Raw genomic sequence first — 26,831 nt, 5'->3', positions numbered from 1 at the left:
ATGGAGCAGCCCGGTAGCTCGTCAGGCTCATAACCTGAAGGTCGTAGGTTCAAATCCTACTCCCGCAACCAAAAATACCTGCATGATTACAACGCACTAACGCCCCAAGGGGCGCTTCTTGCATTTGGGACGTACTCACCCGGTGCTACGGTGGTGCTACACTTCGCAGCAAAGATCAGCATCTTACGAGCAGCGAATCTGACGCTCGCCGAGCCGTACCTGCTTCAAAATAAAGAATTAGAGTCACCTATATTGTCAGTGCTGTCAGCACCGTCAGCCAAATCGGCGAATGACCGAACCGAGTCCAAGGTTGCCATTGAGAATGATGCTACGCACCGATACCCTCTTCAATATTTCTGTTGGGTGCTCACATGAACAAGCTGCTATTCGTAAAACTCACTGCTGCATTTACGTTGATTGCCTCTAGCACCCTTGCAGCAGACATCCGTGTTGTCTCTACCGATACACCATTGGAGTTAGTGGTTCTCGAAGGGGAAATCGTTCAAGGTGATGCGGACCGCTTTTGGGAAACTGTTAAGGCCATAGAGTTAGGCGCAGTCTTATTGAAAAGTCCGGGCGGAAACTTGGTCGAAGGTCTAGTCATCGGACGTGCAATTCGTGCGTCCGGCTTCACCACGGGAGTGGCTCCGGAGACCGCTTGTGCTTCGGCATGTGCGCTAGCTTGGCTTGGCGGTGAAACTCGATACATGGACCCTACTGCGCTCGTCGGATTTCATGCCGCGTATGTTAAAGAGAATGGGCGCGTTTCGGAGAGTGGCGTCGGAAACGCTCTTGTTGGTGCCTATTTAAACGAGCTTGGCCTTGGCTTCGACGCTATAGTATTTGTTTCTTCTGCAGCCCCGAATGAAATTAACTGGCTAAATGCTGCAAAGGCTCAGCAAGCGGGGATCGACGTGGTGCTTCTGGAGGCCGATGGCTCCGAAACAACAATAAAACAGGAAACAGCGCTAAAACTGCCCAGTGGTTTTAGGTGGATTGTTCTGGAGAGCGGTACATCTCCCGAAATGCTCAAAACTGCAAAACTTGCAGATCAAGTTGTTCGAACCCAAAACGGATATTTTGCTTCAATAATAGGCCCTTATGAGAAGTCCGTTGCAGAGAAGTTGAAATCAACTATGACATTCATTCCGAACGACGCTTACCTCAGTTCAGGTAACGGTTTTCTCTTTTCACTTTTCAAGTGAAGGCCTTTTTCGTCCGGCATAGAAATCGATGGCGAAACCCGGCGAACGCAACTGAAAAATCAAACGAAACGCCCAACCTACGGGGTCGGGCGCTCTAGCACAAAATTTTTTTTGATGTTTACCGGCTTCTCAGCTCAATAACCCGCATCCCTGCTTTGCCTTCGCGACTGAACGCGATGTTTACCCCCTGACGCCGCAACACCGGCTGTACCCTGCGCAGCGCTGCACCAAACCTTGCCTCAGACCGGGGAAAGCTATGGCTGTCCTCTGTCAGCGCAGGAAAGCGATCCCGCAAGGTTTGCTTCAACTCGGTTGCAGTGCCGCTCCAATGCTGCCGCCCTTCCATCAATGAAAGGATCGCCAGCGCCACCGGGTTGGCCTCAACAGCGGCTTGGTCACTGCGCGCGCGATTGGCCGCGTAGGAGTCCAGAAACGCGCCCTGAGCCCATCCAAGGGAATCTTCGGCAGCAACCACCCATTTTGCGAAGTCCGCCATCCTAGGGGCTTCTGAGAGGCTCACAGAGTCAATTCGACCCAGCGCGCAGGATACCGCATCTAGTAGTGCGCCCAGAATGTAAGGTTTGGCCTTGGCAAAGTCGCGATTGAACGCGCCCAAGGTTTTGCGCTTGCCAGGAGGGATCACCGGCAGATGAATGCCAATGGCACGATCCGCCAGATCAGGCCGCGCCGCCAGATCGGGAATCCCGTTCAACAGGCAAGGCCGGGTGGCGTTGAACAGAACCTCGTCGTTGTCGGTGTGCAACTTGCGGGTGCCAAACCCGCCGCCGGTGGCGATCCGACAGAAGGCGTCCGCCATCATCGGGCGGATGGTTGAGAGATTATCAAAGCTCAAGACGTGGTTGTGCATCGCGGCAATTACCAAATCCTGCTCGGAATTGGGCGTGCTGCGGGTGCTTGGGCTGGCAGGGTCGATCAGATCGCGCAGCGTTTGTGCAGTGGTGCTTTTAGCGCTGCCCTGTTCGCCTGACAGGATCAGGATAGGGTAGGGGCCTTTGGGGTGGAAACATCCCAGAACCCATGCCACCAGCATGCGGAAATCATCTTCGCTTTCCACATTCAGAAAATCGCGCAGCAACTCGATACCATTCTCATGCCGTTCCGGCACTGGCAGCGACTGCATGGCCGGTGAGCGCCGAAACCGCGCGGGCGGGTGGCTGACCACCTGCCAGCCCTCGGACGTGATCGCCACAGCCTGCCATTCAGTGTCGCCAAGGTCGAGATAGACCGTTCGCCCGATGGAGGCGATGCGGCTGGACACAGGGTAGGTCTCGCCTTCGAACCGCGCCACCCCTTCCAGCATCCGGCGTTTGTCATCCAGCGCGGCATTGGAGGGCGCTTTGCCTTCGGCTTTGTAATGGGCATAGGCCAGATAGTTGCGGAAGGTCGATGATCCGACAGGCCAGTGCTCAAAGTGACCCTTGGCCCGTAACGTTACATATGGCTCACCCTGCGGCGTGTTCCAAAGCTCAAGCCCATCCACCAGCGCCGCACTGCTATCGTTACGTATAGGTGCAGGTTCATCCCTATGTATAGGTAACGTATACAGGTCGGGGTTTTCCTTATGATACATAGGGGGATGCGGGTCATTGGCGGCAGGCGGAACCTTACTTGTAAGGTAGGCGGCAGTTGCATCCGGCAAATCACACGCAACGCTGTTTATCAGGGCGTCAACCTCGCCTAGCCCCCAACCTGCGGCAATGGCGTCGGCCACGTCCCAGCCCCTATGTATTGGTTTAGGGATCAGACTCGATGAATCATGCGCTTGAATCAGTGCGTCACTGATCGACAGGATCAGAGGTGTCGCCCTATGTAATGTAACGAGCTCTTCGGCCAACTTGGCGGCATAGCTCTGTCCCGGCTCATCATGGTCAGGCCAGATAATGACAGTACGGCCTGCCAACGGTGACAGGTCAGTTTTTGCCAGCGCCTTGCTGCCTCCAAAACTGGTAGAGGCCAGATACCCCAAGCCTGTCAGAACATCGGCACACTTCTCGCCTTCGACCCAGATCACCGGCTGATCCGGGTTCGCCTGGGCGATCCGGTCTAGATGATAGACCGGGCGCAACTGGGGTGCTTTCCATGCGTCCTTGGTCACGTCGTAGGGCAGAAAGAACTTGCCCTTGCCGTTGCCCTCATAGCGATTGGCTACAAGCACAGGCGCACCCGTTCTGCTGCGATAAACATGCTGGGTATCAGCGACACCGGCTGTCGGGTGGCGAAGGTCGGGTAGCGCGCTCATGGCTGCACCCCCAGACGTTGCGCCAGTGCACGCGCGGCCTGTCCTTGTTGGACCCCGTTCAGATAGGCAAAGAGGCTGATGGCATCCCCGCCTTTGTCATCCGTCGCGAAGTCTGCCCACAGTCCGCTGTCGAGATTGATCCGAAACGAACCCCGCGACCGATCTGCGCGGGTGGGGTTCAGCGCCACCCATTCACGCCCGATGATCCGGCCATCCGGCAACCATTCGGCTAGTAGAGTTTGCAGATTGATCCGGGCCAGTTCAGCAATGGCCGCGAATTCGATAGGCTTCCAATTACCAGTCATTTGCAACCACCTCCTGAAGACGCGCGATCTCGAACGCTTCTACATCTCCCATGCGATAGCGGACCAAGCGGCCAACTTTGACATAGGCCAGCGGGTAGCGCTTGGTGCAGCGCCATGTGGCAAGAGTGGTTGTGGACACGCCGAGGCGTTCCGCGACTTGCTCGGGTTTAAGCAGGGTGTCTGCCTGTTTTGCGATCATGATAACCTCCATCAATTTTGATCGATGAAGAGAAACCTAGAGAGCGATTGGGCAGGTCGAAACGCGTGAAGCAGGAAAGAAAAACTACTTCCTACATAGGAAAACATGCCGGTTAACTGCCACGTAATGTGGCGAAAATATGACTATATCACCCGCATTACCGTGACCACTCGGGTGCGCGTCAGGTCGGGATCAAGTTTTTGGCCGATCAAATGAATCACATCTACAGCCGTTGCTTTGTTTTGCTTTGTGGCCGGATCGTAGCGGCCCGCATTAAAGGGGCGCATGGCGTTACGCTCCCAATAGGGGCGAAAGGCACGGGCCAATGCGGCAACCGGCTGGCTTTCGGTTTTCTTTGGCCTGCGAGACCAACGATCCAGATCGGCCTCATGATAGCTGCTTGGGGTGTCATGCTCGTCCAAAGCAACCGTTTCTGCGGTCGCCTTATGCAACAGTTCAAGAAACGCCGCGATATGGCCGACAGGGTCGCCGGGACCAAATGCACCTTCGATCAGGTTTGCAATTCCGGCGGCGTTTGGATCGGCTGATCGCGCTTGCGTTTCTAGCGCGTCGGCCAGTTTCCCGGAACAGTTTGGCGAAGCCTGCACTTGGGCAAAGTCTACCGAAACCGCCTCAAGCTTGGCAGACAATGCGGACAGTCTGCGATATTCCATTGCCCCCGGCTTGCGGCGGCGCATTTTGCGGCGTTCGCGGATGTAAGCCCGCGCTGCGGCCTCAACACCTTTTCGCAGGTCGTCAATATTGGCCTTGGGTCCGATCAGCATCTCAAGTTCATGCATGAATCGGGTATCGTAAAGCCGGTGTAATTCCGCCAAGAAACCGTGGCCTGCCATGAGACGCAGCCAAGGTGCGGTCGGTGCCGTTTCGTTGTCGGGGAAAGTGTTGTCAGCTTGTTCCATGACGCCGCTTGTTCAGGAAAAGCCAGCAAAACGCCAGAGGCTGACAGGGCTGACAGTGCAGACGGTGAAACTTGGTTGGTCTGGCTAATATGACATGCACCAGCTTCATGCCATACAAAGGCGCTCAGCAAATGCAGACACGGCTCCCTAGATTCCTTTTATGAACTCTGGGATTTCGTTGCAGTCTAGATCAGCAGTAGTTGCAAGTAAGAAGCGATTTCTGCAAAGCTTAGAAATTTTGCGTTGCTCGTAGGACCAAGCTTTTTTGACGAGTTAGCTTAGGACTACTCCCGCAAAACGTTGCTGCGCTTGCACAGATGCGATACGCGAGGTTTGAAGGAAGAACTCAATTTAGAAGCGAGCCATGAAATTACTGCATACCGAACATTTAGAAACCGAGGTCTTTACTAGGGCGACGAAAGGGCAAAATCGGCTGACATCTCCAAACGCGAAGAATTTCGATCAACGGCAATGGGTGGAAGTTTTGGACTCTGCAGAATGCCAGCGCGACAAATACCTCGCTGAAACTGCCTTGTGGGTTGGTCGGCATATAAATGCGTTGCGCAAGGAGCCAATGTCTGAAGCGTTTGCGGAAGTAAGTCAGCGCAGCTGTATTTTGATGGCGATCGCGTCGGCAAATAGACAACTATTCAGATTGAGGCGAGCCGCCAAGAGTCGAACGTCCGAATCTGCAAGGGTCAATGTTGGAGTTCATGTCACTGAGCTTAATGAAATCGGTGTTGATGGTTTCGGGGAACAAAACCTGTCACCCGACGATATCACAACAATGCTCGTCGACACTATTCCTCACTGGCTCTTCGAGTCACAAGGTTTGCCGAGCGTGAGAGAGTCCAAAGGTTTTGATTATGCGGAGTTTGAGTTCCTTGGCGCTCGTGTGTTGTCGATCCATGAAGCTCTACGAGATCTATGGATGTCTGCGCTTTGGGAAGGTTGTCATTTCCAAAATCTGAACAGCAATCGTACTTTCGGACCAATGAACAAATCGGAGGCATTTTTTTGGAGAGCGTGCCAGTGGCGGTCCGAGTCTGCAATGTACGCTCCCTTAATAGTCAGAGGGAAAGACATTGACAGAAGTTGCGTTGAGGGCATTCGAGGCGTCGTAGGAGTTCGGCGAGAGGGGAGGAACTTTAAACACAAATTGGGGGCAGTAAGTGATAATTGCATCCGGTCTCTTGTGGACGCAATTTCTGTCTTGGAAGATTCATACCTATCACCGTTCTTGGATGTACCTCTTTTGAAAAACAATGAAGGTGTCACGCTAAGACAACTTGTTAAGACCCTTTGGGTATTGGAGACAATTTCGATTGAAAGATACAAAGAGATCAAGAACGTTACATTTAAGACTTACAAAGCCGTAAGCGACTTGGCAATTCGTATCAATATCTCCGAGCTTACCGCTATTACCTCCAGTTGCTTGGGTGTTTCAAAGGAAAGCGCTTCCGCTCTAATAGGCAGCCTTCAAATATCGCCTAGTGACACTTCAACTTGCTTTCGAGATGGCGTTTGGTTGCGGCCCCTGATTGAGATTGGTGATGGTGAGCTTGCGATCGTTGCACCTTCAGTAATTAGTGGGGCTAAAGTTCGGTTTTGCGAGCGGCAGATTTTTGGGAAGCTTGGGGTCGAAGTTCCAAAAACCAGCCCGCAAGGGGCGACGTTTGAGAATTTCGTCCGAAGTGGGGTGGAAGGTGCAATACAGAGCAATAAGATTATCGACGACTATTGTGTTTTTCCGTCTGCACTCAAGAAAAGGGCCTCAGATGATGAAGAAATCGACCTTTTGATGAGGCTAGGGCAAAACGTTGTCATTGCGGAGGTGAAGTGTTTCATCGCACCGAACGAACCTATTGAAAGGCATAACTACAAAAGGAAGCTTGAAGGAGCGGCTGCACAGGCCAATAGAAAATGCCAGTGGGCGGAAGATAGGCGTAGCATTATTGCAGACAAGCTAAACTACAAAGGGGACGTTGGATCACTCACTTTCACGCCAATTGTTATCATTAATCACAGAGTTGGCGCTGGCGCAGAAATTGGTGGAGTTCCCATTTGTGATATTTATTTTTGGAAACTTCTGATGGGCGCTGGAAATTACACCTCAGGTGCAGCGTTTGTTAAGGGAGACGTTGCTCAGACCAGTACGCGACTTTATGCTTCACAAGAAGAATTGGAAATTTTCATTCGAGAGAGGCTCCCACAAATGCCTCCGCTAAGGTCGTATATGAATGCGGAGGCGTGGAATTTGATGCCGTTCCCAACCGCTGATGGGAAGGACCTTTATCTCGAACGGCCTGTATTAAGGGCCGGTGGATTGGTTACACCGGAACTACAAGAAGCTGCGGATTCACTCCTAAGGCGGGAATGAGCAGGCCAAACTCAAGCCGTTGCCTCACGCAATACTGGAATGCGGCCCTAGGTGCCGTTTGCAAAGTGTCTTACGCGATTCCCGTTCGTGGCAGCGGTATTGCAGGTTTTTGGCAAGTATCTTCCTTGAGATACAAAGCATTCAATCTGCCAAAGGACGTGCCGGCGAAGTCGTTTCGATACCGCGAATTCTTCGCTGCTTCGACGCGGAAAGCGGGCGCAAGGCGCGCTTTCCACACTCTGGAACATTGCGCTGTTGGCTCGAATTTGCATGGGCTGCTAATTTGTTGCGCGTATCAGCCTCGTATTCGGGGTCGGTGAAAATCAAATCCCTCCCTTAAGTAGTCTTCGAAAACATCAACTCTGTCGCTTTGTCCACACTCTCCCTGACCGGGTCTAGGTTTAACCTTGCGTAGATTGCTGTGGACTGTTGGGACCGATGCCCGAGAGACTTACCAATAATGTATCCATTGGCACCCGTTGCCGCCTGATAGCTGCCCAAGGTACGGCGTAGATCGTGAATGCGCAGGTTTTCGATTCCAGCTTCTTTCAATATCCGGCTCCAAGCCTTTTTGGGATCGGCAAGATGGCCGCTCTTACCTGAGCCTTCGAACACATAGGGGCTTTCCGATTTAAGTTTACGTTCGATCAGCAGTTCGATTGCCTGTTGGGGTAGGTGAACTGTCAGCGGGTCAGCGTTCTTGGTTTCTTCGATCCGCCATGTGGCCGCTTCAAAGTTGATGTCTTTCCACATCATCGCCAGCGTGTTTGACTTTCGCGCCCCTGTCAGGAGCGAAATCATAAAGAAATCTCGCGCGGCCTCATTTGGTTCATTTGCCAGTGCTTCGAAGAAGCGTGGCAACTCGTCAGGCTGCAAAAACCTGTCACGGCTTTGTTCCCGAAATTTCTTGATGCCGATAGCCGGGTTCACCCCCTTCCACCCCCATTCAATCGCCTTGTTGAAAATGGAGCGAATGCGTTCAAGCAAACGATTGGCCTGATAGAGTCCGTTTTCCTTGCCGATCTTTGCGTGAAGCCTTTCCACTTCGGCCCGGTCAATGCTGGAAATCTTGCGGCGGAACCAATGCGACAGATACTTGTTCACTTCCCGCTCGTCATACTGCCACGACTTTTTGTGAACTTTGGAATACTTGTCCATGTATTCGAAAAAAAGCGCCGAGAAGGTCATTTCATCCCGAACGGCCCTTTTTTCTTTCTGAGGGTTCGACCCTGACGCGATGCCGCCTTTGGCTTTTGCGGCTGCCTTGCGGGCTTGTTCTACAGTCATGTCAGGAAATTTGCCGAGCAACAGCCGCTCGGGTCGCCCCTCAATCCGTTTGTACAGGTAGAAGCTCTTCGATCCTGCCGCCGTTACGGCCAAAATGAGGCCCGCTTCCCGCTCGTCGTAGTAGTAGTCCCGCGAACCTTTCTTTGCGGCAGGTGCTTTCAGAAGGGCGGCTTTGGTGAAGTTCAAACGGTGACTGGCCACGGTGTTTCCTTGAATTGCCTTGGTGCTACCAAAAGTTGGCGGTGCTACACTGGTGCTACAGTAGAGAGCAAATTTGGACAATGTGGAGAATGCTTACAACAAGCTAAATCATAGGTAACATATTGATAAATCGTATAAGAAATAACATTAGCAAATAACAGCAAACACACGACAATGAGGCTCATAACCTGAAGGTCGTAGGTTCAAATCCTACTCCCGCAACCAAAAATAACAACCAAATATCAAACTCTTAGCATCGAATAACGCGGGGCTTGCTGCGTCGAACCATCCGCGCGCAGGCATACCTACAAATTCAATATCCGCCGTTGCCCACATGTCGACATGAGCCGCCAAAGGCCGGTATTCTGGAACACGTAATACGACCGGCGTGAATGCGTTTGTTCCAGCCCCACCTGCACATCCGACATCTACAACCGGAAACGCAATATATGTAGAAACGTCAAAATCGTCAGTGCCAAGTTCCGCAAGCAAAGATTGTGCGGCTTCTGGATCTGCGCAGCCTACAGCGTCAACAAAACTACGTACTTTATCGTTGATAATAGCCTCTCTGTCAGCATCCATTGCCATCGCATTTGATACGACCAATGCCATCGCTCCAGCGGATGCGATAAATTTCTTCATTCTGTGCCCTTCGTGGCGTTTTTGACCACTCCACTTTTATAAAGGCGAGTGTGGTCGTAAAGTGAGCCATCGTTCGTTTGCATTGCCCTGCGCTGCCGCCACTGCCCGGAGGAAATGGGATCCAATTGAAACAAGAGAAATTCTTCGCTTTTAGAAAGTGACCGCTCAATCGAAGCAGCGATGCCGATTGATGCCGATTGGGGATTCGATTTGCTGTGGCGTTTCGAGTCTGGTGGTTCGGTTGTTTCACGTTGGAACATGCCCCAGAAAAAATTCTCAAAATCTGGCCCATGATCCGGTTATGTTGGCGTCTTTTGCCGTGATTTCAACGGGTTCAGCAATTTTTCAGAGAGGGGCGCAAATCAGATATTTCGCCTTGTATTCCCGTCGCTTGCAAGGATATACCCGTCGGCGGAGACGTGGCCGAGTGGTCGAAGGCGCTCCCCTGCTAAGGGAGTAGGCGGGAAACCGTCTCGAGGGTTCGAATCCCTTCGTCTCCGCCATTTACCTATTTCAGTGAGTTGATGTGGCGCGTTTAACGTGCCGTATTCCTATAAATAGTCGGCACTTACTATCTAGTAGTATCAACTTGAGTTTTACTCAGTTGTCCCTAATATTTTCTATTGAGTGGTATATTCTGTGGTATTTTCATGGCTGCGCTCAGCGGGAAGCTGACAAAGAAGCTGGTAGAGAATCTTGGCCCGGGTCGGCATGGCGACGGTTCTGGCCTGTACCTTGTTGTCGATCCCTCGGGCGCACGGCGTTGGATCGTGCGCGTAACGGTCAAAGGACAGAAGAACCGAAAGGGTGCACCGCTGCGAACGGACTTCGGTTTGGGCGGCGCTGATGTTGTCACTTTGAACCAGGCCCGAGAAAGAGCGCTTGAATACAGGCGAATGGCGAAAGCTGGTTTGAACCCGCGTTTCAATGCTCAGCGCGAAATCCCGACCTTCGAAGAACTCTGTCGTCAGGTTCACATCGACCGCTTGCCGACATGGAAGAATGCCAAACATGGCCAGCAATGGCTCAACACCTTGCGCGACTATGCCTTCCCCAAGATCGGCCGTATGCCCGTAGACAGCATTGATCAGCCCGAAGTGCTGATGTGCCTATCCCCCATCTGGACCGAGAAACACGAAACCGCAAAGCGACTGTCGCAGCGGATCAAGACGGTGCTCGATGTGGCAAAGTCCAAGGGCTTCCGCTCGGGAGAGAACCCGGTGACCGCGATCCGCGAAGGCAAGGTGCTGCCCACCGTCAAGGCCAAGGTCCAGCACCATGACGCGATGCCGTGGCAGGAGGTGCCCGCGTTTTATGCCGAGTTGCAGACCCGTTCAGCCATGGCCGCTAAAGCCCTGCAGTTCACCATTCTGACCGCCTGCCGAACCTCTGAGGTGCTGGAGATGAAATGGCCCGAGGTAAATGTCGATGCACGTCTGTGGACCATTCCGGCGGAGCGCATGAAGGGTGGGCAGGTCCATCGTGTCCCTCTCACCGATGAAATGCTGTTAATTCTGGAGCCGCTGCGCGCGTTGGTGTCTGACTATGTGTTCGAAGGGCAAGGGCGGCATCAGCCGTTGTCGAACATGTCCATGCTGATGCTGCTGCGCCGGATGCGACAGGATGGCGTCACCGTGCATGGCTTCCGCAGTTCGTTTCGGGATTGGGCGGCGAAAGCTGCAAACGCGCCGCGCGAACTGGCAGAGGCGGCTTTGGCTCATCAGATCGGGTCGGATGTGGAGCGGGCCTATGCACGGTCGGATTTGTTAGAGCGCCGGCGCGAACTTATGCACAGTTGGTCAAGCTACTTATTGTACAAGCGTGATGGCGCCGATGGCTAAAGTGGAGACAATATTGGCTTTAAGGTTCGTGTTGGCCGAGAAGGTTTACCCATTGCAACCCGAACTGGTTCGAAATGACACAAAGACTGCGCAACTAGTGCATCGCTACGTTCAAAAAGTTCAATCTGAAACCCATGAATGGTGGCGAAAAAAGGCCACGGAAAGATCCAGGTTAGAGGACGAACTTTTGGATTCCAGATTTGCTTTAGAACCTTTGTTCAACATTTCCGAGGATACTTTGAGAAAGTACATTGCGGAGCTTTGGAAAATTGGAGAGTTCACCGGCGACGTCTGCTTCCGCAGTGTCAAGGGCAAAGAGTAATTTTTTCCGTTTTGGAAGAATGGGAAGACTACTGTTCTCAACTTCTAATTTTTGTGAATATTGGGTGCCATCGCAACTGATCCAAGAGGATTTCAACGATGGCAAACGTCTTCAATGACGACCGGGTCTATTTCCCAGAAGACCCTGAAATGCAGTTGCTGGGAAACCGCGAAAAGCTGGCTCAATGGCGCCACCGCATGTGTGGTCCGGCCTTCATCCGCATCGGTCGGCGCATCGCCTATCACGGAGCTGATCTGAATGCCTGGCTGGCGGCGCGGCGCACCGATCCCAACAACGAGGCTGCATAATGAAAAACCCCAACTCCAAGCGCGGAGATGGGGCTTTTCCAGTGACATCAACTGCCACCCTAGCAAGTCCAGTTGATGCCACAGGATGCCCCACGCCGACAAGAAAAAACGAGCGCCGGTACTACTGGTCGCCTTTGAGCCATTCGGTTGAACGGGTGATCGTACGGAAAGGACGGATCAAGCATGGCTGATATGTCCTGTCCAAAGTCGATCAGTACCAGTCACGACGGGGGGCCAGACACTGGCCCTCTTCTCCGAACCAATCATCGGGAACACTAATACTAACCACTCCCTGTTACGCGAGGCGGACATGAGCAAGTCACAGAAAAACAGTGGCAACGAACTTCGGACAAAGAACTCCGAGCTTAACGAAGCGGAGATCAACGCGGTTGCTGATTTGAGGGAACGGAAGAAATCACGCGTTCGCGCGCCGGATATCAAGTTGGACTTCAATGAAGACACACGCAGGCTCACGGTTGGGCACAAAGGAAAAGATCCAACCGCTGCCTGTGCTTTGGCAATGCATGAGCTCGGCACCGTTGATTATCGGTTCCTCGAAGGGGTCATGGACCAAGTCGCGACTCTTGGGCAGCAGGACAGCTCTGTCTCCGAGACGGCATCGAACTTCGTAATGTCGGTTGTTGCTGGGGTTAAGCCGCAGGACGAGATCGAAGCCATGCTTGCGATCCAAATGGGCGCTGTCCATCAGGCCACGATGATGATGGCACGTCGCCTGAACCACGTAAAAACTCTCCCGCAGCAAGATTCGGCAGAACGAGCGCTCAATAAGCTGGCGCGGACCTTCACTAGCCAGGTCGAAACCCTGAAACGGTATCGCTCCAAGGCGGATCAGACCGTCCGGGTCGAACGCGTTGAGGTTAAAGAAGGTGGGCAGGCAATCGTTGGTAACGTCCACAACGAGGGGCGGTCGGATGACAAAAAGTGACGACAACCTCATGGACCCTGCCAAAAGGCTGCGAGACGCGCCCAGATGCACAGCAACGGCAAAGTCTACTGGCATGCGCTGCCGCGCACCCGCTGTTCAAGGTTGGAGCGTGTGCCGAATGCATGGTGTCGGAGGTGGGCATGCTGCTGGGCCAAGCCATCCGTCCTGGAAGCACGGAGAAAGATCGCGGAGCGCTGTGCAGGCACGCAAAGCCGTCAATGACTTGATACGAAGGGAGAGAAACCTGCAGAAATTGCTCAATTCACTAAAGTTCTAGGGTCGCAGTGCCTCTCGACACAGAATTGCAGCTTTTCATCGCAAACTGGGCTTTCAAGCAAACTAAAGCTTTGAGAGCAAAGCAGCCATCAACGGGCATGCATCAACTATCGCAATGGTGTTTGTTGCTCATTCAGTCGGCGGTTTGCAAATTGGGAAAGAACCGCGCAGCGGCGACCAGCGGCATAGAACAGCTTGTTTTTCTCACGGGCAGATCTTCACACCGCAAGCCAAGCCACCCAGGTTTTCGGACGTTCCGAGTTCTAGCTTCCCACCGTAGGCGGCCAATAAATCAACGGAAATAGACAGGCCCAAACCAGTTCCTCTTACAGAAGTATCCAGCCGATTGCCGGAACGAAGGACCTCAAGCCTTTGGTCTTCTGGTACTCCGGGCCCGTTGTCTTCAACAAAAATTTCGATTCCATCAACAGAGCGCCTCGCGGTGATTTGGAGTGTTGTCCGGCTCCACTTGAGAGCGTTGTCGAGGAGGTTTCCAATCACTTCTTCGATGTCCTGGGGGTCCATTCGAACTTGAAGACCAGCCTCGCAATTCGAAACGAGCGTCTTCCCCTCGCGTTCGGCCATGACCGAGAACAGCCGGGACAGTCGTTCGACCGAATTCGTCAGGTCTGTCCTGGAATGTGTTAACTCTCCGGTGTTTGATGCACGCATGCGCGCGAGTGAACGGCTAAGCTGGGCGTCAATTCGAGTTAGCGCTTCTTCCGCAGGCTCCGTATGTGCTCCTGCGTCTGCCAGTTCCGCCAATTCGTTTCGTAAGATAGCCGTCGGCGTCTTGAGGGCATGCGCCAGATCCGCCGCTTGTCTTCGCGAACCAGAGACAATCTCGCGGTTTCGATGCAGCAGTTTGTTGAGATCTTCCACCAAGGGCGAAACCTCTTCCGGGTAGTCTTCGGGAGCCAGCTCATCGCCTCGATCCCAGCGATGGGCGACATCGGCGCGCAACTTCCGGAGCGGGCCAACAATGGCGGACATCAGCAAAAGAGAACTTGCCACTCCGATCAAACCAACCAATCCGAAAACCGGGAGCAGGTATCTTTGTGCAGCGCTGCGTTCGTTGATCAGTTCGCTCCTGCTTTCGGCGACAGTTACGCCCCACTCCGTTCCGTCTTCGAATGTGATCTTTTGATAAACGCTACGAATGGCTTCGCTATCTGGACCGGAAGTGTTCCAAATGATTGTTTCGTCATTTCCGCGCGGGGGCTCGGCGATCGTTTCATCGAAGAGTGAAGCAGACGTATAGATGGCGCCGGTACTGTCCGTTACTTGCCAATACCGCCCCGAATATGGCGTGCTATACGCAGGATCGAATACCAACTGTCGCAGGGTTTCAGGGTCATCCGTGGTGGCGCTGAGGCCAACAACAACCTGCGTGTGCCGGTCTTGTAGCGTTGCGTCGAACTGCTCCAGAACGCGCGTATTGATGTAGGAAAACACCATCAGCGTACCGACGCCTACGGACAACGCTCCCGAAGCGATACCTCCGAGTAAGGCCCGTTGGCGCAACGAGAGCATTAGGCGGAATCAATCATATAGCCGCGACCCCGGACGGTTGTAATCAAATCGGAGCCCAGCTTTTTGCGCAGGCGGGTCACAAATACTGCAATCGTGTTGGAATCTCTGTCGCCGTCATATTCGTAGATGTGTTCCGACAGCTCAGTACGCGACACCATGCGACCGATGTTGTGCGCCAGATAGGTCAGAACGGCGATCTCCTGCGCGGTCAAATCGACAGGAATGCCCCCAACGGCAACCCGCCCGTTCCGCGTATCCAAAGAGACATCTCCCATTTCTATCACGGGGTTCAATTGACCGCTCTGACGTCGCAAGATGGCCCGTACACGTGCCGCCAATTCGGGCATATGGAACGGCTTGGTCATATAGTCATCCGCGCCGGCATCCAAGCCGTCGACGCGTTCGCTCCAGCCATCTCTGGCCGTCAGGATCAAGACCGGTGTCTTGACGCCCGCGCTGCGCCATTCGCGCAGGACCGAAATGCCGTCACGCTCAGGCAAGCCGATGTCGAGGATGATCATGTCGTACGGTTCAGTCGACCCCAGATGCAGGGCATCTGTACCATTGTTGGCCACGTCGACCACGCGACCTTCCGCACCCAATAGCTTTTTGATTTGCTCACAAAGCTGAGGTTCGTCTTCGGCAAGGAGTATTCGCATATCCAGAGACTACAGCTAAACCAGCGTGATCTTCACTTTATTTTTTGCCACCACCGTTGCCACCACCGTTGCCACCACCGTTGCCACCACCGTTGCCACCACCGTTGCCACCGCCGTTGCCGCCACCGTTGCCACCGCCGTTGCCGCCACCGTTGCCGCCACCGTTGCCGCCACCGTTGCCACCGCCGTTGCCGCCACCGTTGCCACCGCCGTTGCCACCGCCGTTGCCGTTACCATTGCCGCCGGCATTGCTTCGGCCTGCACTGTTTCCACGAGTGGTAGGGGCACTCTGAGCGTTGTTGCTTTTGGATTTGGTTGAATTGCGTGCGGCTTCAGAAATCTCGCGCCCCGTACTTGAGCGGTTCGAGACGACTGTGCCGGTTTCGGCGTTCACGATCACGCTGACGATTTTCCCGCCCGGCTTTTTGACCAGAATACGATAGTAAATCTTGTCTGTTTTGAATGCGCGCGCATCAACAGGTGTTCCGCCGTATGCTTTTTTCACGCCTTTGATCACACGGTTCAGCCGTATCGCACTGCCTGACAACGTCGCCATGCGCAGTTCAGACTGTTTGAGTTCGCGTGCATCTGCCGCCGCTTGCCCGCCAGACAAGACAGTCAGCAAAGCTGCAACCAGAAAAAACGCTTTGGCCTGCATAACACCCTCAAACACCTTCATCGAAGACTACTAGGCCAGACATGAACCGATGATGAACAAGCAGTTAGCCCTGCGTTCAAGCGACCTAAAGTTAAATCAGTGGCAACGGTTTTGATTCGACTGCGAGTCAGACTGCCGAAACACCGTGGTCAACCTCAGCGCGCTGATTGCCGTTGCTGGAGGTTTTGAGGAGATTGAAAATGAAAACCACCAAGTGCGGACTGCTTAAAGCTTCGACGATCGCGATTGCCTTGTTGGGGTCCACGGCCATTGTAGCCACCGTCGCAGCTCCTGATTTTGCTTATGCCAAGCCGGGTAACGGTAATGGTGGCGGCAATGGCGGTGGAAACGGCAATGGCGGCGGCAACGGCGGTGGTAACGGTAATGGCGGTGGGAATGGCAACGGCGGCGGCAATGGGAAGGGCGGTGGCAATGGAAACGGCGGTGGGAATGGCAACGGCGCCCAGGGAGATCGCGGAGACAACAGCTCGGCTGGGAATGGTGGCCGTGGGAAGGGGGCCGACAAAAGCCGTGGCGGGGCTAGGGCCGGGATATTCGGACAGGGGAAAACAAAATCGCAGTCTGCTCGGTCTGGTACGAAAAAAGGCGGAGGGTTTTCTCTGAAAAACCTGTTCAACGGGAAAGGCAAAGCTCGCAATACAGCAACCACCTCAAGGGTTGCTACGACAACCCTTCGAACGCAAAAGACCAAGGTGCAAAGAAAGGTTCGCCAGAATGTGATTTTAGAAGAGTCCAAGCGCCCAGTTTCCCGGACAAAAGGCAATCGTATGGCTGCGCTGCTTGGTGCACATCCCTCTGAGTTGGGCGCACTGAACGCCGCCAATGCAAGCCCAACGGCCCTAGCCAATGCAGCACCCAATTCGCGGGTTGGCAGAATTGCCACGTACCGAGACACAGTGCTGGCCGGAGAGCCTTTGCGGGAGGAACTGGAAGAACAGCTGGAGTTTCTTGAAGGGTTGGAAGAACCAGAGCGGACAGTTCAAGAAATCGAGGATGACTTGGAAGTCGCAGTAGGTGAGGTACAAACCAACCGGGACACGGTCGCAGAACTTGAACAAGCTTTGGAGGACGCGGGCGGTAGTGATCCGGATATCGAAGCGCAGCTAAAAGAGGCCCAAGCCGAATTAGACGCTTCGATTGATGAAGCCCAGACTCTGAATGACGAAAGAAAAGCAGCCATTGAATACAATGAAGCCGTTGAAGAGGTGGAAGAGCTGACTGAACTTGTCGAAGAGCAAGATCTGGCCGAACGTGAGGCACTGGAAGCCGCTGCCAACAAGCCTGTTACGGATGAAGTTGAGGAACAGGTTAAAGCGCTGCTGGGGCTGTGACCTGAGGCTTCCCGGCCATCGCCAGCCTCCACTTCAGGATGAACTGAATGCTGGAGCGTCGATAAGCCTTTCGGATACTAAGTTAGAAGGTCGATTCAGTCGGCCTGCTAGGCGCAAGCTCTTGATAATTGCGATGCGCAACAAGAAAACCTCGCCCCAAGCCGGGACGATTTCTTGTTACAATTCAGATGTTTAGGATGAAAATCGAGAACTTTCGGGGGGCAGCCGATTTGCCTTCAGACGTTTTGGTGAGCCTCGGATAGCCGCTTGTTTTTTGTGATCTCTGTCAGTGCATTTTCGATAGGAGGGAAGCGGCTATTGCTCGAATTCATCGCGGTTTGAAGGCGCTCTTCAGCAGATTTGCTAGAGGTCCGCATCGCAATTTCAGCGCTGCGATCTTCAGTCACAAAGGCAGGTTTGACCATTTTGTTCCCCTTGTTTCCGTCAAACGATATACGTCTCGTTCGATCCAACTTAGTCAGTATGCGCAAAGTTGTTTGAACCTAATGAGAATACACTGTTCATGTTCGGTTAATGTTGTTTACGAAATAAGAACAAAGGATTGGTCTGGCCGGGCGCCCCTTCAATTGCCCCATTCCAACTTGACGGTTTCAAAGGTCGTTAGATGAGAATGTTGTGCCAAGCGAACCATAGCGTCACAGCAGAAGACTTCGGCAGTAAGCCAGTCTCCGCCGATGCATTGGTCAAATCCCGAAGGAGATCATAATTGGAAAGATCAGTTAAAGGAGGCGGAAAAGATGAAAACGGCTTTGGCAATCACGGCGACGGTGTTCACTATGCAGGCCGTGCCCTTTGCGGGTGCGAGTTTTGACATCCAGTCTCTTGATCTTGGACAGAGTATCGGGTCGCACAATGCACTGCAGCCTGTTTTCGTGAAATCAAAAGCCGGTAACTGTCCTCCGGGTTTGGCCAAGAAAGCAGTGCCATGCGTTCCGCCCGGCCAAGCTAAACGATACCGAGTTGGGGATTTCATCTACAATGGGTATGTTCGCATCGACAATCCTAGCCGATATGGCCTGCGGCGAAACGGCTACTATGTGCGTGCCGGAGACTATGTTTACCAAGTGAACCGGGAGACACACGAAGTGCTGAACCTAATAGGGGCAGTGGTCGATGTTCTTAATTGATTGCATACTTTACGATCAATCACTGCTCGGATTGACGCCCTTGGGTTGTAGATGAAGCACGGGAGTTTGGGCTTTTCGAGGCCGTCATAGGCGAAGCAGCATCACCGTTAATCTTACCCCGTAACGTCACTAGGGAAGGTCCAGAGCCGACTTTGAATGTTCCCTCACAAGTCTGTAGTCGCAGCCCGCTTTCCGATCATGTGCCGCAGATCTAGGTTCTAGGCTTCAGCGAATTCACCAGATGCGCAGGAAGCCGCCGCTAGCTGCACTGCGATGCAAAGAGACCATTTGAATGTCTGGTCTGCGGACAAAGCCGCCGTCCACTCAGCGCAAGACAGTGCCCGCACCCGGCTCAAAGCGGACATCGCGCGTCCGCGAAATGAAAAAACAGTTGTAGCGCTTCCGTTCCAATTGATGAGCTTCTTTTACAACTATCCTTGATCAGCAGAACCTTCATGCTCTTCCAAGTCCAACACGGCAGGGTCGATCATGCGTTTGCTGGCGCTCTTCTTTACAGAGTTCCGCATGGCTTCGCTTCGCCGAAGTAGTCGCCGGAAACGCGCTTCGTCTAGCTCAAGCAATGTCGAGGGTGCCAATACCCGCACGTTTACACGACGGGGCCGTTTCATTAGCATGGCCAATTGCCCAAACATTTCACCACGACCTAAACGTGTGGTTTGTCTGCCGAATTCTACTTCGACCGCCCCAGAAGCGATGAAAAACACACTCCGGGTCAATTCATCTTTGGAAAGGATCGTGTCGCCCGCGTTGGCGTAGCGGGTACGCAGCGCTCTACTGAGTTTTCGCAGTGAAGCTTTGTCGAGATCAGAGAATAGTGGAAATTGCCTGACCAGATCCCGCCCCTTCAGAGCGATGTCCAGTACCGGGCGCCCTTCAGACAAAGCACGTCGTACCGCCACTTCCTGCATCAACACTGAATATAGCTCTTCGCCCACAAGGCCATCCTCGCGCATGACGGCGTATTCTCGCTCCTCCAGTCGCAATGCTGTCCTTTGGATGAACCGCCGCTCCAGCTTTTCCGCATAGCCTGGATATTGGAGCCGCAATCCTTCAAGCGCTGTCTCAACCGCCTCGGATCGGCGCTCCAACAGGTCGTCTAGCAACTCGGCAACCCGGCGACCGTGTATCCGGCGTATGCGACCACGGACAAACCCATCGAGATCCCGAAGGATCAGACGTTGCATGAGCAGTCTTTCGAACCTGTCCGCTGTTATACGAGTGAGCGGAAACGAGATTCGTAGGCGGTTGTGCAGAAACACGGCGATCCGAAAAGATCCTCCATAGACGACGGATCGTTTGGACGCGCGCTGATAGCCGATCCGCCCACCGGTCCTTGCGCCTTCAATGAGCCGATCCGCGTCTGACAGAATTTTTTCGCTGAGAACAGATGACATGGTGCGCTCTCGCATTCGGGCCAAAACAGAATCCCGCTCTGCACCGGCCAACGCAATAAGGCCAAGTGTAATCCGGTCACGATCAAGGATCTCTGCGCTGTCTTCGGCGGCCTTTACAGCCTCGTCGAGACGTTCGCTAAACCGTTTGGCTTCGTTTCTTACAATTTGGTGGGTCAGGTTGTAGTTTTCTGCAGTGCGGGACACATCCTCGCGGACCGATTGCAAGGCGACCGCGACCACCTGGCGCGACAACGCCGTATCAAGCGGAGTAAGTTTGTCGAGCCCTAGCTTTGTGATCACCGCTCGCAAGGTTGTTCCTTGGACAATCAGTGTAAACAGCGTAAAGCCAGTGGCCAAAATACCGACCAGACGCTTGGTTTCGAGCGGTACATGAGTGCTTTCGGTGACCGCCAGTGCTAACGCCAAAGTCACGGCGCCCCGCAGCCCACCCCAAAGCATTGCAGTTCGATAGGGGCGTTCCACAGCTGGCGAAAGACCGATTGTCGTCAGCAATGGCAACAAACCGAAAAGAACCGCTGCCCGCGCCAGTGTTGCGGCAAGAACCACTACTGCCAGAAGGCCAAAGTCAGACGGTTGAACTCCTTCCAACAGTCTCGGAATCAACAATGCTGCTAGAATAAAGATCAGCGCTCCGGCCCAATGAGCCAGGAGATCCCATACTTCTTGCAGGTTTGTCCAAGCGATCGGTGACAAACGACCGGGGCCGGTGAGGTTGAGCGTTAGTCCTGTGACCACCACTGCGATAACACCAGACGCCCCGACGCTTTGTTCCGCAACGATATAGGCGAGGTACGGCAGCGCGACAGAAATTGAAATCTGCGCCATGTCCCAACGGTCTACGAAAGCCATCATCCAAACCGCCATACGCGCCATAAGCCAACCGGTGAGTGCGCCACCGGCGATCAACAGCGGAAACTGCCCCACGGCTTCACTTAGTGATGGATCAGGTCTGCCGAGCATCACAAAGCTCATGAATAGCCCGAAAAGAGCAATCGCGGCAGCATCGTTCAGGAGGCTTTCACCCTCGATTATTCGCGACAACCTGCGTGGTGCGGAGATTGATCTAAAAATGCTGACAACCGCCGAAGGATCAGTTGTCGATACGATAGCGCCAATTAACAGGCAGGCGACCAGCGGCAACGCACTTACCCAACTGAGTGCATAGCCTATGGAAAGTGTCGCCACAATCACCGCCACAACGGCCATCATCAGGATGGGCATCCAGTCATCCAGCATCCTGCGCAGGTTCATGCCGAGTGTCGCCTGGAAGAGCAACGTCGGCAGAAAAACATAGAGGAAGACGTCTGACCGGATCGGCAAATCAATTATCGCCTGCGCTCCCGGGTTCAGTGCATCCGTCAGGTCAGTGTTGAGAAAGAACGTTGCGCCAAGTCCGATAACTATCCCCAGGACCGCTAGGATAACGCTGAAAGGCAGGCGCATTCGTGCAGCCAATGGTTCTGCCAAGCCGATTACAACAAAAAAAGAAGTGATGATGGTCGTGATGACGACAATATCCATCAGTACGTATTATCTGAGAACTCGAACTAAGGGAATTCGCCCCTAAAAGAGGATCTGCTTTGTGGGATCAACGTGTTGGCTCACAAACGTCCGGATTGCGCACTTGCCAGGCGTGTTTGCAATGGCGGACCGCTCTTTGACGCTAGCTCCGTAAGTGAACTGCTGGAACATGTCGACCACCCCGCTTTGCAAAGTCCGCTTCCTGCGCATTGCTGTCCTTGGAGCATCGCGCGGCATCGGTCAAAATTGGCTCAAAGCAGTCGTTTGCTACAACCGGCGTGAGTGTCAGCTATAAGTGTTTAACCAACGTTCTGTCGCATGACACGTTGCGCTATCCGCGCTTGATATCCGGCTTTGTGTGGTATGTATTGTGGTATCTTTTCTGAGGGTCTGAATAAATTATATATTTAACATAAGCTTGTAGGCTTAATTATGCTGACTTCGTCTCCGCCATCCAGTTTTCGTTATCTTTCTGTCCGGTGGGATGCGGCTCGAAGATGGCTGGGCCCCAGATATCCTGTTTTGCATTGGATTCTGCAATTTCTCGACAGATCGGAAAGCAGCGGCGGGGCCTGGTGTCCAGCGCGATCAAAGCCCTTTCTATCCTGGACATTCTCAATGTGTTGCAGAACAGGGCAAAAAGCCGGCCGGAATGACCGGTCACGATCCGGTAACGGAGTCGTGCGAATCGTTGTTTCCGTCGATCGGGAGAGCAACATGCCGCAACATATCGTTCCGTCTGAACCCTGGCAGGACCTGGAAAAGCCCAATCGCGGATTGAACCGGGATCAGTGTCATTTGAACGCGCCGATTGGTGCCCGAGACAGGGCGGCCGAAAAACATAACGGCGAAGCAGACCTGTTTGCCGGGACTTGGCCCACGAGCTTTTCTAAGGGCTTGCAGCATGACGAAAACGGCATTGTCGACGCGCAGGTTTATACCGAATTTCTGGAAGAAGTGGCTGACCCTACCTGCACCGACAATCAAGGAAACAGGCTGACGCTGTTTGACACGCCAGCCTATTCCGGGCCCTTCCGCACCGCGCCATCAGAGGGTGGTGAATTTAGATGGCGTGCGTGGGAAGGGCCTATCCTGGGTCATCGGTTGGGGTTCAATGGTTTGGACGCCGGCGGTTTGGGTATTGCCCCGGCGCCCAGGCTTGGGTCAGATGAATTGGCGGCAGAGATGGCCGAACTCTATGCGATGGCCTGTCTGCGGGATGTGCCCTTCGAAACCATTCGGGATGGTGCCGAAGGAACCGACAAGGTACTTGGCGCCCTTGGCGGGTTGGAGTGGTTCCGCAAAGACGGTTGCCCAAAGGATGCCAGTGGCGCCGCGATCGGGAAAGTACCGGCAGCGCGCCGGGTTCGAGATGGCGATGGTCTGTCTTCCCGAACCTTGTTCCGCGGCTCGAGCCTAGGCTGTTCCGACGGGCCCTACGTGTCGCAGTTCCTTTTGCAGGGGTACGACCCGCTGCCCTCGGACGCGGCGCATGTGCAAGGGCGGTGGTTGGCAAAAACTACAGCGTCAAAGGCAATGCCATTTGGTGCATTGCGGCTTGACCAAAGGGTTGCTCCTCAGGCTGTTGGCGTGGACTATTTGCGGGACTGGGCCGAGTGGCTGGACGTTCAGAACGGGGCAGACGCGACCGGTGAACAAGCCTTTGAGACCTGTGGCCCGAAATTTGTCGAAACACCTCGTGACCTTGCTGCCTATGTGCATTTCGACACGGTCTATCAGGCTTTCTTCAATGCCTGCCTTTTGATGTTGGGCCGAGGTATTCAAGCAGATGACGGTCTGCCCGAAGTCTGGAATTCCCGTGCGGAGGATGGCGGGGCCCATTGGGGCGGGTCGCACGCGCTTTCAATGCTGGCGGAAACCGCGACCAGGGCAATGCGGGCCGTGCGACGCCAGACCTTTCAGGTGCACAACCGTGCCCGCCCTGAAAAGCTGGGCAGTATTGCAGCTCTGGTGGCGAATGGCCACGGTGCGGTGCTTGGGGCAGCGGAACCGTTTGCCGCAGCCCATCTTGAGAAATTGGAAAGCGCCGCCTGCGAAGACTTCAGTCTGATGGACGCCATTGCCGCCGCGCCAGCCACCAGGCGGTTCGCGCACAGCGCGGTTTCTCATAACGGGCTGCCGCAGATCGATCGCAACCTGCTGTTGCCTGTTGCCTATCCCGAGGGCTCGCCAATGCAGCCGTCCTACGGGGCGGCCCATGGGGCAGTTGCCGGTGCATGCGCGACGCTGCTCAAGGCGTTCTTCAGGACACATGCGCCGGACGGGTCCCGGGTAACTTTGGCAGAGGCGGGTATGCCGCGCGTCTTTGTTCCGGCTCCGGGTGGCAGGACACTGGTTGAGTCCGTGCGACCAGAGGATAGCGCGGCAAAGCTGACGCTGAATGGCGAGCTGAACAAGTTGGCTGCGAATATCGCGATCGGGCGCAGTTTTGCAGGGGTACATTTCTACAGCGACTATTTCGACAGTATCCGAATGGGTGAACGCGTTGCAGTGGGCATTCTGGCGGAACAGATGGCGAATCTCCGGGTTGCCGCGAAAATGTCGCTCAAAACGTTTGATGGAGATCGCCTCAACATCCTTGGCGGTCGTTCTTGCGGTAGTGAAATCCACATTGTGAACAGTACGCCCGAATTGTGGTGGACCCGTCATTTGCCCGAACAGGCGGGATGGGCAGGATGAAGGTATCAGGCCCCGTGACAGGTCGATTTTCATGATGCTTCCTTCTTCGTCACCTTCGGCGATCGCCCCGTCGGAATTGAAACCCTGCGGGCATCGACCGCTGACTTTCCATTCCAGTGTCTCTGAAGCCCAACGGTGTTCTTTGATGTCTGTATTCCAATCGCCGGGACTTGCTGATCAAGGCGTGAACGAAGCCACCCGATCAGCGTGGAATTCAACCATTCAGAACATATTCGACGTGCAAGGCGTCAGCCCGTTTCTGGTCATGGATCCGCGTGACATCGAGGCGGGCCAGCCTTCGAATGGGTTCAGATGGCGCGCCGATCCCCGGGAACCGCGGGACTGTCTGGGTGATGAGCTGGCGGCGCGCGTCTCTGACCAAGGCTGGCCCGGCAGGGTTGAGCTGCACAATGAATATCTTGAATACACGTTGGTAATGCGACCCGATGCCGGTGGCAGACTGCGCCCGAAGCGTTTTGTTGCCACAACCGAGTTTGCGGAGTGGTGGCAGTTCATGGCGGTGTTCGATCTCGATCACTTCCTGTCGGTGGTCGCATCGGTGACCGGGCGCTTCTACTCCTGCAACGACCTGTTTGAAGTCTCACGGTCGGATTGGACGTCGATGGATGTTTCCGAGCGCGCGGCCCGCTTTCACAAAAGGCTGGTGGGTACGGATCACGCGCATGCGCCGGAACATCCGTTGAATATCCAGCATGCCCTGTTTCTGGCCAAGGGTACGAACCGTTTGACCGATCTGATCCAGACCATGCATTTTTCTTCCTTCCCGTATCTCGTGAAGGACGGCGAGAGCAGGCGGCGCGCCCGGCTTGAAGAAGTTCTTGATTTCGCGAACCGGCAGGATCTTTACAGCGGGCATGCAGGGGTCCGCCTGGTGAGCGATACGTTTGAACTGGCTGCGGGGAGGAAATGTGGCAAGTCTCCTGCGGGCCAGGCGATGGCATTCTCTGATCCGCTTGGGCTGTATTTTCAGGCATTCCATACATCACAACTGTTTGTGGGTGCGGGCAGGGTGCCTCGGGGCTGGGTCCGATTCAGGCGCGGTGCGCCGGGAATGCACATGCGCCTTGAGTTCGGGCCTGCCGACGACGATCCCCGGTTTCTGGATGATATCACGCTGGGAACAGGCCCATCGGCGCGCCCGGTCTCGGGCTATACCCTTGCCAGCCTGATCGAGGTCGGCCCCATGATCACAGTTGCCGCCAGGCCGCGCGTGATCACCCGTGTCGAATTTGTTGAAATTCCGCGTGTTGATTCAGGGCGGGTTGTCCGCAGCTTGCCCGAGACCGAACGTTGCAGGCAGCTGCTGGAATTAGCGGACCGTTGCAAGGCAGAGACCAACGACGACACGACACGCTGTCGTGGAGACGGATCCTGACAGGTGCTCAGACTGGCACGGCTTTGACCACCGGCAGGGGAATTTCAGGTGCCGTCATGTCAAAAACCGCAACCGGACGACCGAGAGCGCGGCTTGCGGCCGTCAATACAGTCGTCAGCGACGGGTTCGGGCTGTCCCACGCCTGCGTGTCGAACACCCGCGTCGGAGCGACAGGCCGGTCATTTTGCGCGCCGCGATAAAGCCGGAACAAGCGCGCCTGTTCGGCATCCATGCCGTGATCCGTCACACCGTTGTGTTCAAGCATCACCATGTTGCGCCAGGACACCACCGCCTCGGACGCTGCGTGCCAGACGCCCTGCGCCAGATCTGCGGAAAGCGCCGATCCATAGGTCGGCCTGCCGCCATCCGCGTCTGCGCAGACCGCGCGCAGCAGAAGGCCGATGCCCGGAACTTCGAGGATGTGAAGGCTCAGTTGCCGCAGGTGAACATTCAGCCACTGCGTCAAATCGTGGGGCAGTGCAGTCTCCGGCGCCAGGTGGTCAAACCCCTGTGATCCAAGAGCGTGTTCCAAACACTCCAGTGCCGCCCAAAGGGCGGCGGCTTCGTGTGTCGGGCCGGCTGCGGCACCTTTCGAAGTGACCTTTTCGTCACTTCCCGGAACACCCAGTGCAAGCGCGTCGTTTGGCATCACATGGGATGCGCCATCCGACGCGATCAGGCTTTCGCGGGTTCGTGGTGCTTCGGCACTGTATTGCAAGGCATAGCGCTCAATCGCCTCAAACCCGGCCAGCCGCGCCGCCTCCTCCGCCGTGCGGCCTGTGCCGAAAGACACGCGATGGCCCATCCCGCCTTTGGGGGGCAGAGTCCCGTTGCGCAGCTCGATCAAGCGAAAAGCCGCGTGGATCGGCGCACCCTTGGGAAATTCGGCAAACGAGGGTTCGGAAACTAGCCGAGCAGTTTCAGCGCGTTCAATCAACGTGTCGGGCATTTTCGTTTCCGGATAAGCATGTAACGCGGTATACAAGTGGGCATTGTTGTTTGAGAAGGAGATTTTACATGGCTCGTTTGACAATCAACCCGAATTATTCGTTGAAAGACTTGGGGTGTGAAGTTCTGAATGCCGCGCGCGGCCGTGCGCTTGGGTCGCAAGATGACCAGGACGCGGCGGAACGCAAGATTCAAGAAATCCTTGCGGACAGTGGTAACCCAGAGATCAGGTTTGTCTATGATACCAAGGATATGGTTCATATCGTTGTTCCGGACCTGAGTGACAAGAAGCCGGATCCGAACCCCGATCACGAGTCATGGTGCTGCAAACTGGCCTATGAAGCGATGGGCGGTATCGTCATATTTGGATGCAGCGGTTAACGACAAC

23 protein-coding genes and 1 tRNA gene are annotated in these 26,831 nt (G+C 54.6%); 13 read left to right on the top strand and 11 right to left on the bottom strand.

The annotated features are described in order from the left end of the window. Window positions 1-371 precede the first annotated feature (371 nt). Window positions 372-1,205, top strand: coding sequence for a COG3904 family protein (locus AC2FF8_RS16835; protein WP_496880271.1), 834 nt, complete (start codon window positions 372-374; stop codon window positions 1,203-1,205). A 118-nt stretch (window positions 1,206-1,323) separates the two neighbouring features. Here the strand turns inward: AC2FF8_RS16835 and AC2FF8_RS16830 are convergent, their stop codons facing one another. The 4 genes from AC2FF8_RS16830 to AC2FF8_RS16815 all read right to left on the bottom strand — a co-directional run bounded on the left by AC2FF8_RS16830 (window position 1,324) and on the right by AC2FF8_RS16815 (window position 4,889). Next, the gene (locus AC2FF8_RS16830) at window positions 1,324-3,465 is read right to left on the bottom strand and encodes an AICE element replication initiation protein (protein ID WP_496880270.1); all 2,142 of its coding nucleotides are present in this window, start codon (window positions 3,463-3,465) and stop codon (window positions 1,324-1,326) included. Continuing rightward, window positions 3,462-3,770 (bottom strand): hypothetical protein, encoded by a 309-nt coding sequence (locus AC2FF8_RS16825; protein WP_496880269.1) that lies wholly within the window; start codon window positions 3,768-3,770, stop codon window positions 3,462-3,464. The genes AC2FF8_RS16830 and AC2FF8_RS16825 overlap by 4 nt, the downstream gene beginning before the upstream one ends. Next, window positions 3,760-3,969, bottom strand: a complete 210-nt coding sequence (locus tag AC2FF8_RS16820) for a helix-turn-helix transcriptional regulator (protein WP_257600069.1) — start codon at window positions 3,967-3,969, stop codon at window positions 3,760-3,762. Before AC2FF8_RS16820 ends, AC2FF8_RS16825 begins: the two co-directional genes overlap by 11 nt. A 143-nt stretch (window positions 3,970-4,112) precedes the next feature. Then, window positions 4,113-4,889: a hypothetical protein gene (locus AC2FF8_RS16815; RefSeq protein WP_496880268.1), complete on the bottom strand. Its 777-nt coding sequence runs from the start codon at window positions 4,887-4,889 to the stop codon at window positions 4,113-4,115. A 364-nt stretch (window positions 4,890-5,253) separates the two neighbouring features. Between AC2FF8_RS16815 and AC2FF8_RS16810 the strand changes: the two genes are divergently transcribed. After that, on the top strand, window positions 5,254-7,269 hold the full coding sequence (locus AC2FF8_RS16810) for a hypothetical protein (RefSeq protein ID WP_496880267.1): 2,016 nt from the start codon (window positions 5,254-5,256) through the stop codon (window positions 7,267-7,269). A 336-nt stretch (window positions 7,270-7,605) separates the two neighbouring features. On the opposite strand, the gene AC2FF8_RS16805 is transcribed toward AC2FF8_RS16810, so the two are convergent. Both AC2FF8_RS16805 and AC2FF8_RS16800 read right to left on the bottom strand, forming a co-directional pair. Next, window positions 7,606-8,757 carry a tyrosine-type recombinase/integrase gene (locus tag AC2FF8_RS16805; protein ID WP_496880266.1) on the bottom strand — a complete coding sequence of 384 codons (1,152 nt, stop codon included), beginning with the start codon at window positions 8,755-8,757 and terminating at the stop codon, window positions 7,606-7,608. A 210-nt stretch (window positions 8,758-8,967) separates the two neighbouring features. After that, window positions 8,968-9,399: a hypothetical protein gene (locus AC2FF8_RS16800; RefSeq protein WP_496880265.1), complete on the bottom strand. Its 432-nt coding sequence runs from the start codon at window positions 9,397-9,399 to the stop codon at window positions 8,968-8,970. Between the two features lie 413 nt (window positions 9,400-9,812). Here AC2FF8_RS16800 and AC2FF8_RS16795 point away from each other — a divergent pair. The 5 genes from AC2FF8_RS16795 (at window position 9,813) to AC2FF8_RS16775 (ending at window position 12,816) form a co-directional block, all read left to right on the top strand. Continuing rightward, window positions 9,813-9,902: transfer RNA gene (locus AC2FF8_RS16795), tRNA-Ser, on the top strand. 147 nt (window positions 9,903-10,049) lie between these two features. Next, window positions 10,050-11,240, top strand: a complete 1,191-nt coding sequence (locus AC2FF8_RS16790) for a tyrosine-type recombinase/integrase (RefSeq protein ID WP_496880264.1) — start codon at window positions 10,050-10,052, stop codon at window positions 11,238-11,240. Then, window positions 11,233-11,562, top strand: a complete 330-nt coding sequence (locus AC2FF8_RS16785) for a hypothetical protein (RefSeq protein ID WP_425080315.1) — start codon at window positions 11,233-11,235, stop codon at window positions 11,560-11,562. Before AC2FF8_RS16790 ends, AC2FF8_RS16785 begins: the two co-directional genes overlap by 8 nt. Window positions 11,563-11,660: 98 nt before the next feature. Then, entirely contained in the window at window positions 11,661-11,870 is a 210-nt protein-coding gene (locus AC2FF8_RS16780; protein ID WP_058272409.1) for a MerR family transcriptional regulator, read from the top strand. Between the two features lie 310 nt (window positions 11,871-12,180). Then, the gene (locus AC2FF8_RS16775) at window positions 12,181-12,816 is read left to right on the top strand and encodes a hypothetical protein (RefSeq protein WP_496880263.1); all 636 of its coding nucleotides are present in this window, start codon (window positions 12,181-12,183) and stop codon (window positions 12,814-12,816) included. Between the two features lie 480 nt (window positions 12,817-13,296). Here AC2FF8_RS16775 and AC2FF8_RS16770 read toward each other — a convergent pair whose 3' ends face one another. Further along, on the bottom strand, window positions 13,297-14,574 hold the full coding sequence (locus AC2FF8_RS16770) for a sensor histidine kinase (RefSeq protein WP_496874143.1): 1,278 nt from the start codon (window positions 14,572-14,574) through the stop codon (window positions 13,297-13,299). Between the two features lie 50 nt (window positions 14,575-14,624). Then, the gene (locus AC2FF8_RS16765; RefSeq protein WP_425080310.1) at window positions 14,625-15,284 is read right to left on the bottom strand and encodes a response regulator transcription factor; all 660 of its coding nucleotides are present in this window, start codon (window positions 15,282-15,284) and stop codon (window positions 14,625-14,627) included. Here AC2FF8_RS16765 and AC2FF8_RS16760 point away from each other — a divergent pair. Next, the gene (locus tag AC2FF8_RS16760; RefSeq protein WP_496880262.1) at window positions 15,240-15,566 is read left to right on the top strand and encodes a hypothetical protein; all 327 of its coding nucleotides are present in this window, start codon (window positions 15,240-15,242) and stop codon (window positions 15,564-15,566) included. The two genes, AC2FF8_RS16765 and AC2FF8_RS16760, sit on opposite strands and share 45 nt — an antisense overlap. A gap of 576 nt (window positions 15,567-16,142) precedes the next feature. After that, window positions 16,143-17,294: a hypothetical protein gene (locus AC2FF8_RS16755; protein ID WP_425080308.1), complete on the top strand. Its 1,152-nt coding sequence runs from the start codon at window positions 16,143-16,145 to the stop codon at window positions 17,292-17,294. 236 nt (window positions 17,295-17,530) lie between these two features. On the opposite strand, the gene AC2FF8_RS16750 is transcribed toward AC2FF8_RS16755, so the two are convergent. After that, window positions 17,531-17,719, bottom strand: a complete 189-nt coding sequence (locus AC2FF8_RS16750) for a hypothetical protein (RefSeq protein WP_425080307.1) — start codon at window positions 17,717-17,719, stop codon at window positions 17,531-17,533. Window positions 17,720-18,052: 333 nt separating this feature from the next. On the opposite strand from AC2FF8_RS16750, the gene AC2FF8_RS16745 reads away from it, so the two are divergent. Then, entirely contained in the window at window positions 18,053-18,442 is a 390-nt protein-coding gene (locus tag AC2FF8_RS16745) for a hypothetical protein (RefSeq protein ID WP_425080306.1), read from the top strand. A 431-nt stretch (window positions 18,443-18,873) separates the two neighbouring features. Here AC2FF8_RS16745 and AC2FF8_RS16740 read toward each other — a convergent pair whose 3' ends face one another. Beyond that, the gene (locus tag AC2FF8_RS16740; protein ID WP_496880261.1) at window positions 18,874-21,399 is read right to left on the bottom strand and encodes a cation:proton antiporter; all 2,526 of its coding nucleotides are present in this window, start codon (window positions 21,397-21,399) and stop codon (window positions 18,874-18,876) included. A 717-nt stretch (window positions 21,400-22,116) separates the two neighbouring features. On the opposite strand from AC2FF8_RS16740, the gene AC2FF8_RS16735 reads away from it, so the two are divergent. Next, window positions 22,117-24,099 (top strand): phosphatase PAP2 family protein, encoded by a 1,983-nt coding sequence (locus tag AC2FF8_RS16735; protein ID WP_496880260.1) that lies wholly within the window; start codon window positions 22,117-22,119, stop codon window positions 24,097-24,099. Window positions 24,100-24,244: 145 nt separating this feature from the next. Continuing rightward, a complete protein-coding gene (locus tag AC2FF8_RS16730) occupies window positions 24,245-25,495 on the top strand; it encodes a DUF8225 domain-containing protein (protein ID WP_496880259.1) in 1,251 nt (416 codons plus the stop codon). A 7-nt stretch (window positions 25,496-25,502) separates the two neighbouring features. Here the strand turns inward: AC2FF8_RS16730 and AC2FF8_RS16725 are convergent, their stop codons facing one another. Beyond that, the gene (locus AC2FF8_RS16725) at window positions 25,503-26,444 is read right to left on the bottom strand and encodes a YcaO-like family protein (protein WP_496880258.1); all 942 of its coding nucleotides are present in this window, start codon (window positions 26,442-26,444) and stop codon (window positions 25,503-25,505) included. A 68-nt stretch (window positions 26,445-26,512) separates the two neighbouring features. Between AC2FF8_RS16725 and AC2FF8_RS16720 the strand changes: the two genes are divergently transcribed. After that, window positions 26,513-26,824 (top strand): hypothetical protein, encoded by a 312-nt coding sequence (locus AC2FF8_RS16720; RefSeq protein WP_170346249.1) that lies wholly within the window; start codon window positions 26,513-26,515, stop codon window positions 26,822-26,824. Window positions 26,825-26,831 lie beyond the last annotated feature (7 nt).

The sequence above is a fragment of the Ruegeria sp. YTSA144 genome, assembly GCF_059610125.1.
The sequence above is the reverse complement of the archived record's forward strand: the minus strand, read 5'-3'. Positions and strand labels throughout refer to the sequence as shown.

Excerpts from the sequence above, each read along its gene's own strand:
- AC2FF8_RS16745 (WP_425080306.1), top strand. The coding sequence starts at position 18,053 with ATGAAAACGGCTTTGGCAATCACGGCGACGGTGTTCACTATGCAGGCC.
- AC2FF8_RS16735 (WP_496880260.1), top strand. The coding sequence starts at position 22,117 with ATGCCGCAACATATCGTTCCGTCTGAACCCTGGCAGGACCTGGAAAAG.
- AC2FF8_RS16725 (WP_496880258.1), bottom strand. The coding sequence starts at position 26,444 with ATGCCCGACACGTTGATTGAACGCGCTGAAACTGCTCGGCTAGTTTCC.
- AC2FF8_RS16785 (WP_425080315.1), top strand. The coding sequence starts at position 11,233 with ATGGCTAAAGTGGAGACAATATTGGCTTTAAGGTTCGTGTTGGCCGAG.
- AC2FF8_RS16720 (WP_170346249.1), top strand. The coding sequence starts at position 26,513 with ATGGCTCGTTTGACAATCAACCCGAATTATTCGTTGAAAGACTTGGGG.
- AC2FF8_RS16750 (WP_425080307.1), bottom strand. The coding sequence starts at position 17,719 with ATGGTCAAACCTGCCTTTGTGACTGAAGATCGCAGCGCTGAAATTGCG.
- AC2FF8_RS16755 (WP_425080308.1), top strand. The coding sequence starts at position 16,143 with ATGAAAACCACCAAGTGCGGACTGCTTAAAGCTTCGACGATCGCGATT.
- AC2FF8_RS16790 (WP_496880264.1), top strand. The coding sequence starts at position 10,050 with ATGGCTGCGCTCAGCGGGAAGCTGACAAAGAAGCTGGTAGAGAATCTT.
- AC2FF8_RS16820 (WP_257600069.1), bottom strand. The coding sequence starts at position 3,969 with ATGATCGCAAAACAGGCAGACACCCTGCTTAAACCCGAGCAAGTCGCG.
- AC2FF8_RS16800 (WP_496880265.1), bottom strand. The coding sequence starts at position 9,399 with ATGAAGAAATTTATCGCATCCGCTGGAGCGATGGCATTGGTCGTATCA.
- AC2FF8_RS16730 (WP_496880259.1), top strand. The coding sequence starts at position 24,245 with ATGTCTGTATTCCAATCGCCGGGACTTGCTGATCAAGGCGTGAACGAA.
- AC2FF8_RS16815 (WP_496880268.1), bottom strand. The coding sequence starts at position 4,889 with ATGGAACAAGCTGACAACACTTTCCCCGACAACGAAACGGCACCGACC.
- AC2FF8_RS16810 (WP_496880267.1), top strand. The coding sequence starts at position 5,254 with ATGAAATTACTGCATACCGAACATTTAGAAACCGAGGTCTTTACTAGG.
- AC2FF8_RS16835 (WP_496880271.1), top strand. The coding sequence starts at position 372 with ATGAACAAGCTGCTATTCGTAAAACTCACTGCTGCATTTACGTTGATT.
- AC2FF8_RS16780 (WP_058272409.1), top strand. The coding sequence starts at position 11,661 with ATGGCAAACGTCTTCAATGACGACCGGGTCTATTTCCCAGAAGACCCT.
- AC2FF8_RS16740 (WP_496880261.1), bottom strand. The coding sequence starts at position 21,399 with ATGGATATTGTCGTCATCACGACCATCATCACTTCTTTTTTTGTTGTA.
- AC2FF8_RS16830 (WP_496880270.1), bottom strand. The coding sequence starts at position 3,465 with ATGAGCGCGCTACCCGACCTTCGCCACCCGACAGCCGGTGTCGCTGAT.
- AC2FF8_RS16825 (WP_496880269.1), bottom strand. The coding sequence starts at position 3,770 with ATGACTGGTAATTGGAAGCCTATCGAATTCGCGGCCATTGCTGAACTG.
- AC2FF8_RS16775 (WP_496880263.1), top strand. The coding sequence starts at position 12,181 with ATGAGCAAGTCACAGAAAAACAGTGGCAACGAACTTCGGACAAAGAAC.
- AC2FF8_RS16765 (WP_425080310.1), bottom strand. The coding sequence starts at position 15,284 with ATGCGAATACTCCTTGCCGAAGACGAACCTCAGCTTTGTGAGCAAATC.